Source organism: Vibrio sp. La 4.2.2, from assembly GCF_027586995.1.
Lineage (GTDB): Bacteria > Pseudomonadota > Gammaproteobacteria > Enterobacterales > Vibrionaceae > Vibrio > Vibrio mediterranei.
The window spans coordinates 172,646-184,751 of record NZ_JAPPTJ010000002.1; the positions used below are offsets into that span (position 1 = coordinate 172,646).

The 12,106-nt window shown below is 42.9% G+C and carries 11 protein-coding genes; 7 read left to right on the forward strand and 4 right to left on the reverse strand.

Annotated features, from left to right (window positions below):
* Nucleotides 1-30 precede the first annotated feature (30 nt).
* Complete coding sequence (locus tag OH456_RS03965) at nucleotides 31-930, reverse strand: LysR family transcriptional regulator (RefSeq protein ID WP_270032847.1); 900 nt, start codon at nucleotides 928-930, stop codon at nucleotides 31-33.
* Between the two features lie 142 nt (nucleotides 931-1,072).
* On the opposite strand from OH456_RS03965, the gene OH456_RS03970 reads away from it, so the two are divergent.
* Entirely contained in the window at nucleotides 1,073-1,711 is a 639-nt protein-coding gene (locus OH456_RS03970) for an NAD(P)-dependent oxidoreductase (protein ID WP_270032848.1), read from the forward strand.
* A gap of 69 nt (nucleotides 1,712-1,780) precedes the next feature.
* Here OH456_RS03970 and OH456_RS03975 read toward each other — a convergent pair whose 3' ends face one another.
* Complete coding sequence (locus OH456_RS03975; protein ID WP_171392289.1) at nucleotides 1,781-2,677, reverse strand: LysR family transcriptional regulator; 897 nt, start codon at nucleotides 2,675-2,677, stop codon at nucleotides 1,781-1,783.
* A gap of 135 nt (nucleotides 2,678-2,812) precedes the next feature.
* Here OH456_RS03975 and OH456_RS03980 point away from each other — a divergent pair, with 135 nt between their 5' ends.
* The 6 genes from OH456_RS03980 to OH456_RS04005 all read left to right on the forward strand — a co-directional run bounded on the left by OH456_RS03980 (nucleotide 2,813) and on the right by OH456_RS04005 (nucleotide 10,161).
* A complete protein-coding gene (locus OH456_RS03980; protein WP_124942201.1) occupies nucleotides 2,813-3,241 on the forward strand; it encodes a PACE efflux transporter in 429 nt (142 codons plus the stop codon).
* 233 nt (nucleotides 3,242-3,474) lie between these two features.
* Nucleotides 3,475-4,431 carry a sensor domain-containing diguanylate cyclase gene (locus OH456_RS03985; protein ID WP_006069522.1) on the forward strand — a complete coding sequence of 319 codons (957 nt, stop codon included), beginning with the start codon at nucleotides 3,475-3,477 and terminating at the stop codon, nucleotides 4,429-4,431.
* Nucleotides 4,432-4,628: 197 nt separating this feature from the next.
* Nucleotides 4,629-6,425: an extracellular solute-binding protein gene (locus tag OH456_RS03990; protein ID WP_270033068.1), complete on the forward strand. Its 1,797-nt coding sequence runs from the start codon at nucleotides 4,629-4,631 to the stop codon at nucleotides 6,423-6,425.
* A gap of 9 nt (nucleotides 6,426-6,434) precedes the next feature.
* Nucleotides 6,435-7,523, forward strand: a complete 1,089-nt coding sequence (locus OH456_RS03995) for a microcin C ABC transporter permease YejB (protein WP_006069524.1) — start codon at nucleotides 6,435-6,437, stop codon at nucleotides 7,521-7,523.
* Nucleotides 7,524-8,546: an ABC transporter permease gene (locus tag OH456_RS04000; RefSeq protein WP_006069525.1), complete on the forward strand. Its 1,023-nt coding sequence runs from the start codon at nucleotides 7,524-7,526 to the stop codon at nucleotides 8,544-8,546. It abuts the gene before it with no gap.
* A 10-nt stretch (nucleotides 8,547-8,556) separates the two neighbouring features.
* Nucleotides 8,557-10,161, forward strand: coding sequence for an ABC transporter ATP-binding protein (locus tag OH456_RS04005; RefSeq protein ID WP_270032850.1), 1,605 nt, complete (start codon nucleotides 8,557-8,559; stop codon nucleotides 10,159-10,161).
* 72 nt (nucleotides 10,162-10,233) lie between these two features.
* On the opposite strand, the gene OH456_RS04010 is transcribed toward OH456_RS04005, so the two are convergent.
* Nucleotides 10,234-10,773 carry a hypothetical protein gene (locus tag OH456_RS04010; protein ID WP_240205494.1) on the reverse strand — a complete coding sequence of 180 codons (540 nt, stop codon included), beginning with the start codon at nucleotides 10,771-10,773 and terminating at the stop codon, nucleotides 10,234-10,236.
* A gap of 363 nt (nucleotides 10,774-11,136) precedes the next feature.
* Complete coding sequence (locus tag OH456_RS04015) at nucleotides 11,137-12,054, reverse strand: LysR family transcriptional regulator (protein WP_270032851.1); 918 nt, start codon at nucleotides 12,052-12,054, stop codon at nucleotides 11,137-11,139.
* Between the last annotated feature and the right edge of the window lie 52 nt (nucleotides 12,055-12,106).

The window sequence follows — 12,106 nt, forward strand, 5'->3', positions numbered from 1 at the left end:
GGAGCCTTTTTTGTTTGTGTAACGGATGCACTAGTTAGAGGTATCCGCTTTAATATCAATACTCCAAAAATTGGCAAGAAAATCTATAAACTGTCGAACGATTGGTAATTGGTAACTCCTTGAGAGATATACTGCCCAAAGTGTACTGGTTGGAATAGCGTAGTCTTTTAGAATTGGGGTAAGTGAACCCGATTCGATTAGCGGATTTGCCAAGTCACAAGGCAGTAAGACGATTCCCTTATCTCTTTGCGCTGCTTTTACTAATACGCCTAGATCATTTGCCTTTATGTTTCCACTAACGTTAACTGACACTGTCTCACCACCTTTGACTCCCTCCCAAGAAGTACGCTCCAAATGGAGAAAGCAGTTGTGATTGCTAAGATCATCAAACCGCGTTGGCTCGCCATGTTTTTCGATATAGTTTTTTGAGGCACATATCAGTGAGTCGATAGACATGAGTTTACGAGCAATAAGATTGTCTGCTGGTTTGTTGGTATAACGAAGTGCGATGTCGATACGCTCGTCAACTAATTCAGCAAAACTGTCCGAGGCAAAAAGCTGAATAACAACGTTGGGGTGCTGTTCTGTGAACTGCTCAACAGCATCCAGTAAGATGTTTTGTGTTAAGCCAATAGGCGCCGCAACACGAACAGTACCGGAGAGATAAGGGGTTTGTGGCTGAGATGACAGTTCTAACTGTGACGTTTCGTGCAAAATGCTTTCACATCGCGCCAGTGCTTGTTCACCAGCTGTCGTTAGACTGACTTTGCGTGTGGTCCGGTGAAGCAACCGCTGCTCCAACCACTGTTCTACTTCGTTAACGTGACGAGAAACTTGTAAGCGACTTAAACCAAGGCGTTCGGCTGCCTTAGTGAAACTGGCGCAGTGAGCTACCTCGACAAAACTGCGCATCGCTGTAAGTCTATCCATCATCGGCTCCTGTTAGATATGAAGCTTATTAGTAACTCAACTAGATACAAACTGCATCAATTTTGTGAATTTATCTCGAAAAAAGGTTCTATTAGACTGTCAACGTCATCAAGAAAACACCAAACAAGACGGAGAGATAATTATGAAAGTAGCAGTAGTAGGCGCAACAGGTTGGATTGGTAGCCATATTTTAAACGAAGCTAAACAGCGTGGTCATGAAGTTGTGGCACTGGTTAGAGAAGTGAATCGAGTTGAAGATCCAGATATTGAAGCTAGAGCGTTTGACCTCACAGCGCCTATCGACGAGATGGTCGACTCATTATCAGGTGTCGATGCCGTGATTGCTTCCATAGGCGGACGCGCGAAAGGTAACCACGATATTGTAAAACAGGCAGCTAAAAAGCTACTCACGTCGGTCTCGGAAGCGAAAATAGGGCGTTTGTTGTGGGTAGGTGGTGCTGGCTCTCTGGAAGTTGCACCGGGAGTGACTTTGATTTCAACTTCAGAGTTCCCTGAAGAATATAAAGCTGAAGCCATCGCACAGGGGGAAGCGCTTGATGTGTTCAAACATACAGCCAACGGCGTGAATTGGACATTTGTATCACCAGCTGCGGAGATTTTTCCGGGAGAAACGCTATCAAAATACCGTACTGGTGGTGAACAGTTATTGCTTGATGAACAAGGCAACAGCCGAATTTCAGTAAGCGACTACGCTAAGGCTATGATTGATGAGTTAGAGTCTAATCAACACCCAAACCAGCGAATTGGCGTGGCTTATTAGTAATCTGATATTTATTAACCCGGTGATTTGGCCAAAGATGACAAACCATCTTTGGCCCTGTTTTCAGTGTTACTGCCATTGATTATCAGCAAATTGATGTTGTTGTAATAGTTCAATAAGAGCGTTTAGTACCGGGCCATTAGTACGACTGCGTGACACAAGACAACCAACCGTCGTCACCCAGCCACTTTTTTCATGAGCCACAGGTAGCGCAACCATTCTCCCTTCAGCCATAGGCTTCTTAACTAACATTTCAGGTAAGTTAGACCATCCCAATCCTTCTGAGACCATATCAACGAGCGTTTTGTGGTCGTTTGCGTACCAAATATTAGAGCTAATACCGTAGGTAAACCATAGCTCCTGTTTTTCAACACTTCGGTGGACACATTGCCGAAAGTGCTTTAAGTCGGAGTCCTTGACCACTGGCAATCGTGTGAGTTCGTGGTTTGGAGCGACAACGGTTAAGAAACGAGCTTGACCGAGGATGAAAATATCCATGTCTACTTTTAACTCACCGTCGGCATAAACAATACCTATTTGTGCTTTGTCTTGCCGAATGAGTTCTTCGATATCAAACGTTGAGGCGCAGATAAGCTCGAAGTTAGTAATAGGGAACTGAGCCGCCAATGGGGACAATAGTTTAATAAACTCCTGACTCATCAAGCTATCGTCGACAGCGATGGTCAGTTCGTGTTCTGAGTCATTGGAAAGAGCTTCGATCTTTTGGTCGAAGTATTTTTGCTGATGCAATATAGAGCGAGCAATAGGAAGAAGTGCTTTGCCATTTTCGGTGAGCTCGGGTGTGTTTTTTTCTCGACTAAATAAGGTTTGATCAATGGCGATCTCCAAATTAGAAATGGCTTGGCTTACCCCTGATTGGGCTCTTTTAAGCTTACGGGCTGCGGCGGAAAATGAACCGTGCTCGCAAACCGCTACAAACACTTTAAGCTGCTCAAAACTGTACATTGTGATACCCCAAAAAGTCGAAATGCCAATTTAGGCTATCACGATGTGTGATGGTTGTTAACTTTCTATATTGCTGAGAATAACGATAATCACCGCATACGATGTCCCCAAACAAAAATTAGTGAGGAATTTATAATGGGAATAGTAGAGCGTGTCTTTCACTCAGTGCTTTTTGAAGCGTTGGCAGTGACGTTTTCAGTTATCGGATTAGCGTTGTTTACCAACCATGATGTTGCTGCATTATCAGGAACTATGATAGTTATTGCCACCATGGCGATGTGTTGGAATTATCTATTTAACATGATGTTTGACTCTTTTGTTCAAGGGGAAAAGACACTGCGTTCTTTGAAGACGAGGATAGTTCATGTTGTTCTTTTTGAAGCAGGTCTATTGCTGGTTACTATTCCTGCAATGGCTTACTTACTTAACGTTTCTTTACTAGAGGCGTTTGTGATGGATATTGGTGTCACGATTTTTATTACCATCTACGCTTTCTTGTTCAACCTGATCTATGACTATGCTCGTGTTTGGATAGTTACCAGCCGTATAGAAATGGTGAAATAACCTATGAAGACAAGACAGAGTGAACTTTAAAACGCTCTGTCTGAAAACACGGATAGTCTGCACGAAAGTTGACCTGTGTAGCTCTAATCATGTGATGTTGGTTCAAAAATGTGGAGCGTCTACCAAATTTAAACTTTTGGCTTAAAAAAAGGGATATCGTCGAAGCAATATCGCTAACTAGGGTTTAGACTCTATTATTCGATATTCAACGTTATGCACTTTTTTTACGATTTATGCTTGAACTTATATTGTCAGCACATCAAGGTTCCTCCGAAGAATTACTAGGCTTATCCGAAGTCTTTGATGCGGTGGATGCTTATATCTTCATTAAAGACAATAAAGGGAAGTACCAGTATGTGAATCGTAAAGTACTCGACAACTTTGATGTCACAATGAAAGGGATAAAAGGCAAAACGGATTGGCACCTGTTCAATTTCAGTGTTGCCAAAAAAATGCGTATCAATGACAAAAAGGTGATTGCAACTAAGAAGCCGACGCAGCAAAAAATCCCTTTCAATATCGATAATCAGGAGTTGTACCACTTAACGGTTTCGTCACCCATTATCAAGAACGGCAAAGTGCTTGGAGTTATTGGGTTTGCTGTTGATGTCTCAAAGGATATGGAAGAACGTCAGACCTTGCTAGAAGAAGCTAACACTGATGGCCTTACCGGATGTTTCAATCGACGTTACCTGCATTTAGCCTTAGAACAGCAAAAACAGAACTTTGCTCAGAGCCAAACGCCAAGTTCACTGCTTATTATTGATGTAGATCGCTTTAAACCAATTAATGATAAATATGGTCACTCCATAGGAGATAGAGTATTAATTGACGTCGTTAAGGTTATTAAACGCTTTACGCGTGAAGAAGATATGCTGTGCCGATATGGCGGTGATGAGTTTGTACTTTTGTTACCGGGCAGCAATATCGATCAAGCCTATGCATTAGCGGGACGTTTGTCCGAAAAAATAGACAAGCTAACCTTTAAGAGCAGTGGGGGTAAGTCGTTCAATGTTTCTTGCTCCATCGGGGTAGCGACTCATACGGTCGAAGACGCGAACATCATTGAGCTGGCTGATAAAGCTTTGTATGTCTCGAAGAAAGGCTGTTCAGAAAAAGTACATATGCATTGTCCTAAAACTCAACAAATCCTTCATTGTCACTATTGTGATGCAGAAGTGAGCGCCTAGCTCCAACTGTTGCAAAGATTAACCGTTTATTAGCACGCTAGAGCCTTCCTCCCCTTGAAAACCCCGTGAAATACAGCTATTTATATCAGTATAAATACGTTTAAGCATCACGATGATGATAAGAAGAGAAAGGACGTTTCAACTCGGCCTTTCTCTATTTTGGGGAGAAAGGAATGGCGCTATTGAAGAGAGCAGCAATGGCTGTGGGAGTTGGTTTATTCACGAGTAGCGTATGGGCTGCCAATGTAGTAGAGACGACAACCTTGGTGGGTTTTGGAACCGCAAAATACCCCGCAGACTTTAAACACTTCGATTATGTCAATCCTGACGCACCCAAATACGGAAAAGTAACCTACGGCCAAAACGGCACGTTTGATAACTTCAACCGATATGCCTCTCGCGGACAACCTGCTGCCGCTACTGGTAACCTCTACGATACGCTTATGTTCTCTCCAAGCGATGAGATCGATGCATTTTATCCTCTGATTGCTGAGAAAGTGCGTTACTCAGACGATTACTCGTGGCTTGAAGTCGATATCAATCCCAAAGCGAAATTTAATGATGGTGTTCCTATTACCGCCAAAGACGTTGAGTTTACTTATGCCAAGTTTGTAAAAGAGGGGGTACCGCAATTTCGTGCGTACTATAAAGACGTTAAAAGCGTAAAAGCAATTTCTGATCTCACTGTGCGTATAGAAATGTCGGTTCCAAATAAGGAAAAGTTATTCAGTTTAGCGCAAAGTACTCGTGTACTGCCTGAACACTACTGGAAAGATAAGAACTTTTCTGAGCCGCTAAATGAACCGCCTGTTGGCAGTGGTGCTTATAAGATCGTCGATTATAAGATGGGACAATCTCTAACTTACCAACTCGATGAAAACTATTGGGCAAAAGATCTTCCGGTGAATGTCGGACGCAATAACTTCAAAACGATTCAGTACGATTACTATCGTGATGACACGGTTATGTTAGAAGCATTCAAAGCAGGGGAGTTTGATTTTAGAGAAGAGTCCAGTGCTAAGTTTTGGGCTAGTTCCTATAACGGTGTGAATTTTGATAAAGGATATATCAAGAAAGAAGAGATTGAGCACCACAAACCAATGGCTACTCAGGCATTTGTGTTTAACACGGAGCGTCCTGTATTTAGCGACCCCAAAGTACGCGAAGCTCTAAACTACGCCATGGATTTTGAGTGGATGAACAAAAATATGTTCTATAACCAGTACACTCGAACTCGTAGTTATTTCCAAAACACCGACTATGAAGCAAAGGGTCTACCATCTGAAGCAGAACTTGAGGTCTTAAATAAATATAAAGGTAAGATCCCAGAGCGCGTCTTCACCGATGAATATAATCCACCGGTCACAGACGGATCAGGTCGCATCAGACCACAAATGCGCAAGGCCTTTGCACTGCTAAAAGAAGCCGGCTGGCAGTTAAAGAATAAAGTCATGACTAACATGGAAACGGGTGAGCCGCTGAGCTTTGAACTATTGATTTATAGCCCAACTTCCGAACGATTCGCGATTCCGGTGCAAAAGAACATGCGTGCGATGGGTATCGATATGCGCATTCGTACTGTCGACACTACACAATACTTGAAACGTTGGCGTGATCGAGACTTTGACATGGTCTCATCTCGTTACACAGCACATCCATATCCAAGCTCTGACTTGAAGATTGTTTGGAACTCTAATTTCATCGATTCGACCTATAACCAAGCGGGCGTTAAGGATCCTGTTATTGATGATCTGACTGACTTGATTGAACAAAATCAGCAAAACCCTGAAAACTTATTAGCGTTGGGAAGGTCTTTAGATAGAGTACTTCAGTGGAACTTTTACATTATCCCTCAGTGGTATATCAAAAAATACCGTGTAGCCACTTGGGATAAATTTGAGCGCCCTGATGTCTTACCTACTTACGACTTAGGTGTCGATACTTGGTGGGTGTCTAAAGAGAAAGCTGAAAAGCTTCCTGCAAAACGTCGATAAGAGGGATAGATGGCGGCTTATATATTCCGGCGCTTGTTGCTGGTGATTCCAACACTTTGGGCAATTATAACCATTAACTTCTTCATTATTCAGATTGCACCTGGAGGGCCTGTAGAACAGGCTCTTGCTCAAATGCAAGGTCTGGAATCTGGAGTCATGGAGCGCTTTAGTGGCGGCGGGAGCGAGGTTGATCTTGATTCAGGCCCTAGTGATGAAGCAACGGGATACAAAGGTTCCCGTGGGCTAGATCCTGAAGTTGTAGAGGCAATTAAAAAGCAGTTTGGTTTCGATAAACCAATGCATGAACGCTATTTTGACATGCTCAAAAACTACGCGATGTTCAACTTTGGAGACAGTTTGTTTCGTGGCGGTAATGTCATAGACCTCATTAAAGAGCGGCTGCCAGTATCGATATCATTGGGGTTATGGAGTACCCTGATTATCTACTTGATATCGATACCATTAGGCATTCTTAAAGCGATACATCATGGATCTCGCTTCGATATTTGGTCGAGCGCCGTTGTCATTGTCGGTTATGCTATCCCGGGTTTTTTGTTCGCCATTATCCTCATCATCTTTTTTGCCAGCGGCAACTATTTCAGTTGGTTCCCATTAAGAGGTTTGGTGTCGAGCAACTTTGATCAATTGACTTGGTATCAGCAAATCGTCGACTATTTTTGGCATTTAACCTTGCCGATTCTTGCTATGGTTATTGGCGGTTTTGCTACGCTCAGTATGCTGACCAAAAACTCTTTCCTTGATGAAATTAACAAGCAATATGTAGTGACAGCTAGAGCGAAAGGGCTTGATGAAAGCAGTATTCTCTACAAGCATGTATTCCGAAATGCAATGCTGATCATCATTGCCGGTTTCCCTAGTGCTTTTATCAGCATTTTCTTCACCGGTTCTATGTTGATAGAGGTAATGTTCTCGCTTGAGGGGATAGGGTTACTCGGTTTTGAATCTACTATTCAACGTGATTACCCCGTGGTATTCAGTTCTCTCTACATTATGACGTTACTAGGTCTGATCTTGAGTATTATTTCTGACTTAACTTATACGTGGGTTGACCCTCGTATCGACTTCGAGGCGCGTTAAATGGCAATGAATCCTCTTACAAGAGCTCGTTGGCAGCGCTTTAAAGCCAATAAACGTGGGTACTGGTCAACATGGGTATTCTTCGTTCTTTTTTTCTTGAGTCTGTTTGCTGAGTTTATCGCCAACGATAAGCCGCTACTGGTGGAATACGACAACCAATGGTATTACCCAATTTTCACACAGTATGCAGAAACCAAGTTTGGTGGGGAGTTTGAAACAGAAGCTGATTATACTGACCCATATGTTATTGACCTTATTGAGGAAAAGGGCTTTATCATTTGGCCGTTAATCCGCTTTAGCTACGATACCATCAATTACGATATAGTGGCGTCAGTTCCGTCTGCACCGGATAACGTCAACTGGCTGGGTACAGATGATAAAGGTCGGGATGTGTTAGCTCGGATTATTTATGGCTTTCGAATATCTGTATTGTTCGGTTTTATCCTAACCATAGTATCCAGTGTGATTGGTGTTGCAGTGGGTGCGACACAAGGTTATTACGGCGGTTGGATAGATTTATTCGGTCAACGCTTTATTGAAGTGTGGTCTGGCATGCCGACTCTTTTCTTATTGATTATCTTATCGAGTTTTGTTGAACCAAACTTCTGGTGGCTACTGGGTATTATGGTGCTATTCAGTTGGATGAGTTTAGTTGGTGTCGTTCGGGCTGAATTTCTAAGATGCCGAAATTTCGATTACGTGAAAGCGGCTCACGCCATGGGTGTAGACGACAAGCGAATCATGCTCAGGCATATGTTACCCAACGCGATGGTGGCGTCACTGACGATGATGCCATTCATCCTCTCTGGCTCAGTGACCACGTTAACGTCGCTAGACTTCTTAGGATTTGGTTTACCCGCAGGCTCGCCGTCGCTAGGTGAATTGCTTGCGCAAGGTAAAGCTAATCTACAAGCGCCTTGGCTTGGTTTGTCGGCGTTTGCCGTTCTATCGATAATGTTAACGCTACTTGTATTTGCTGGTGAAGCAGTACGAGACGCATTTGACCCTCACCAGCAAGGTTAATAGGCAACGTATGACGAAAGATGATCCAAAACACGTACTTGCTATTGAGGACCTTTCCGTTGGGTTTGGTAGAGGTAAGCATGTAGAACAAGTGACCTATGATGTTTCCCTAAAAATCCGCAAAGGGGAAACTTTAGCATTAGTAGGAGAGAGTGGTTCAGGTAAATCGGTAACAGCCAACGCGATCCTTAAGCTGCTGCCGAAAGGCTCTAGCCACTATCTAAACGGTCACATTACGTTTGATGATATTGATATGCTTAATTGCTCCGAGCGGCAACTTCGAGGTATTCGAGGTGGTCGCATCGGAATGATTTTCCAAGAGCCGATGGTGTCATTGAACCCGTTGCATAAAATAGGCAAACAGCTGGTAGAAACTTTAGCTATTCACCGAGGTATGAGAACCAGTAAAGCAGAGTCGCTGGCGATTTCATGGCTGAAGAAAGTTGGCATTCGATATCCAGAACAGAAGATCTTAGCCTATCCACATGAGCTTTCCGGTGGAGAGCGTCAACGTGTCATGATTGCCATGGCGCTGATTAACGAGCCTGAACTCCTAATCGCTGATGAACCTACCACAGCACTAGATGTGTCGGTCCAAGCACAGATTTTAGACCTTCTGAAAGATCTACAACAAGAACTCGGTATGGCGATGCTGTTTATTACTCATGATTTGAGTATTGTACGGCGTATTGCCGATAGAGTGGCGGTCATGCAACAAGGGCGTTTGGTTGAGGTTGGCGAGTGTCATCAAGTGTTTAATGCACCTGAACATCCTTATACACAAAAACTGATCAACTCCGACCCTAGAGGCTTACCCGTTGAGGTCTCTGCCTCCGCGAAACCACTGCTTGCTGTTGATGATTTGAAAGTTTGGTTTCCTATCACGGGTGGCTTGTTCAAACGCGTTGTCAGTCATGTCAAAGCAGTAACCAATATGCAGTTTGAACTTAAGCAGGGTTACTCGATTGGCCTAGTTGGAGAGAGCGGTTCAGGCAAATCAACGACGGGCATGGCGATTCTTAAGTTAGTTCAAAGTGAAGGTATCATTGAGTTTGATGGCCAAGACATTCAGACGTTGGACCGCAAAGGTATGTTGCCTTTTAGAAGCCGAATGCAGGTTGTGTTTCAAGATCCTTTCTCAGCACTAAACCCAAGAATGTCTGTGGCACAGGTCATAGGAGAAGGATTAAGAGTTCATTTTGAGCACGACGAGGCGACTCTAGACAAGATGATTTGTGACGTGATGCAAGAAGTGGACTTAGATCCTGAAACAAGGCACCGATATCCAAATGAGTTCTCTGGAGGACAAAGGCAGCGAATTGCGATTGCAAGGGCATTGATTCTCAAACCAGAATTTATCTTGCTAGATGAGCCTACGTCTTCTTTAGATAGAACGGTGCAAGCACAAGTTCTTGATTTGCTCAAAGAGCTACAAATAAAACATGGGCTGACTTATTTATTTATCAGTCACGATTTGAATGTTGTAAAGTCACTTTGCCATTACACCATCGTAATGAAAGATGGCGAAATTGTAGAGCAGGGCGATACACAAACGCTGTTCGCAACGCCTCAGAAAGACTACACCAAAACCTTGGTTTCTTTATCGGCATTCTAGAATTGCTGCAAAAAATCCCCCTACCAAAACAGAGTGATAGGGGGTGAGCTACCGATGAAATTTGGTAAAAATCTAAAAGCTCCAGCCGATTCGTGTAATTAAGTGAGTGAGCTGCCCATTGTGAGAGTCCACCAAGCTGGTTTCAAAACCTCCTGACAGAGTTAAACCAAAATCGAAACTAGCAAGTACTCCGGTGCCGAGTGCAAGAGCTTTGTTGTCCTCATTTTTATAACGATAATCACCCACACCGCCTGAGAAATAGAACGCGACGTTATCAGTAAATCCGTAAGAAGCACCGAGCATATAGGTTTGAAGTGACGGCTTTTCTCCACGTATCTCAGAGTATTTTAAGTGTTGGTAACTCAATAGCGGCGCCCAGCCATCCTTACTAGGCATTTTTCCAGCCATTGCACCGATATTGTGTTGTAGAGAGTTGCTCCACGTGTCACTCCAGGCAAAGCCAACGGACACGAAGAGTTTGTTTTTGTCGTCACTGTTAATAGTGTCTTCTTGTTTCGCTTCCGCAAATGAAAGCCCACCTAAGAAAAGGAATATCGTCGCAACTAATTTGGATACCCAAGACGGCTTAGCTTGCTCTAATTGCATATTCATATTGTCACTTCTATTGAAAGTTGAGGTTGAAACCAAGTTCGTAAGTACCTTCTATGATTTGAGACTCACTAAGACGAACACGGTGTTGTCCGTATCGATACTTCGCAAGTGTTCAAAGTATTTAGGTTCAAAAGTAAGAGTTAAGTCGACGTGATAGCTGCTAGGTTACAGTGAGACATCCAACATAATTCGCTCGTTGCTTCATACATTCGAAGTTGACTCTGTTTAAGCGCACAATAGACCTCTCTTACAAGGAGGCGAGTTTACGCTGGATGCTAAGGTATTCTAATGAAAGGGGGGAATAAGGCTGATTACCCATAGTTATTAATAATCAAAGGTAGTGGAAGTAATAGTTAAATGGAATTACTCCAGTAATATGTCGAGGAGTTTGTTGTGCAGCCAGCGAGTCGTGGCATTATTGCGGTTTTTATAATGATAGAAGGCATTAATGTCAGTATTGACGGTCTCACTAGCAAACAATATTTCTAGTGAACGAAGTCCGGGGTGGGCGTCAAGGTTTAGGTATCTTGAGCCAGGGAAAAGCACGTCACTATTTTTCACGATATCAATTATTGCTGAAGGGAGCTCAGATCTAAAAACGATGTTGGCTTCAATTCCTCGTAGCTTCATCATTTTTTCAGAATTAGAAATATTTGAGTTCCAATCTGCCGCTATTAAAGTTGCGATTTCAAAATTACCACCCTCAAGCAGATCTACTTGGTTTCTATCAAAAGGGTGTTCATTTCTTACGTAGGCACGAAAATCATCAGAAACCATAAATTTCCGAATGAGTTCTTTTGGTGCGTGCGAAATACTGTAGTTAAGTCCGATATGAATGTCATCATTAACAATATCTTGCAGAGTAGTCTTACTCCAGTTCAAAAACTGTATTTGTACTGATGGTGCCTCTCGACGCAATGAATGAAACAGCTTGGTAGCAATACCTGAAAGGAAAAATGGGGAAATAGCGATCTTAATTGTTCCTTCAAGTTTAGCCGGGTCAAACTTTGAGGAGTGGTTTAGGGCGTTCGCCAGTTCATCCATTAGAGGAGAAATAGATTCAGCTAACTGTGAAGCTTTTTCAGTAGCTCTAAGGCCATGATGCGTTTTCACAAATAGTTCATCATCGAAATGGTCACGAAGCCTTTGAAGTGCTTTACTAATGGCGGGTTGCGACACAAATAATCTTTCAGATGCCTTACGCATATTTCGTTCTTGATTAAGAATGATAAAGGTTCTTAAAAGATTTAAGTCGAGGTTGGCGAACAAGTCTTTTGCCATTAAAGGTCCCCACATACTGCCTAGCTTTTATTCAATACTAAGTACAAACACT

Bases quoted from the DNA above. Each gene is read 5' to 3' on its own strand.
- OH456_RS04010 (WP_240205494.1), bottom strand. From the start codon at position 10,773: ATGAATATGCAATTAGAGCAAGCTAAGCCGTCTTGGGTATCCAAATTA.
- OH456_RS03985 (WP_006069522.1), top strand. From the start codon at position 3,475: ATGCTTGAACTTATATTGTCAGCACATCAAGGTTCCTCCGAAGAATTA.
- OH456_RS03995 (WP_006069524.1), top strand. From the start codon at position 6,435: ATGGCGGCTTATATATTCCGGCGCTTGTTGCTGGTGATTCCAACACTT.
- OH456_RS04000 (WP_006069525.1), top strand. From the start codon at position 7,524: ATGGCAATGAATCCTCTTACAAGAGCTCGTTGGCAGCGCTTTAAAGCC.
- OH456_RS03980 (WP_124942201.1), top strand. From the start codon at position 2,813: ATGGGAATAGTAGAGCGTGTCTTTCACTCAGTGCTTTTTGAAGCGTTG.
- OH456_RS03990 (WP_270033068.1), top strand. From the start codon at position 4,629: ATGGCTGTGGGAGTTGGTTTATTCACGAGTAGCGTATGGGCTGCCAAT.
- OH456_RS04005 (WP_270032850.1), top strand. From the start codon at position 8,557: ATGACGAAAGATGATCCAAAACACGTACTTGCTATTGAGGACCTTTCC.
- OH456_RS03975 (WP_171392289.1), bottom strand. From the start codon at position 2,677: ATGTACAGTTTTGAGCAGCTTAAAGTGTTTGTAGCGGTTTGCGAGCAC.
- OH456_RS03970 (WP_270032848.1), top strand. From the start codon at position 1,073: ATGAAAGTAGCAGTAGTAGGCGCAACAGGTTGGATTGGTAGCCATATT.
- OH456_RS03965 (WP_270032847.1), bottom strand. From the start codon at position 930: ATGGATAGACTTACAGCGATGCGCAGTTTTGTCGAGGTAGCTCACTGC.
- OH456_RS04015 (WP_270032851.1), bottom strand. From the start codon at position 12,054: ATGGCAAAAGACTTGTTCGCCAACCTCGACTTAAATCTTTTAAGAACC.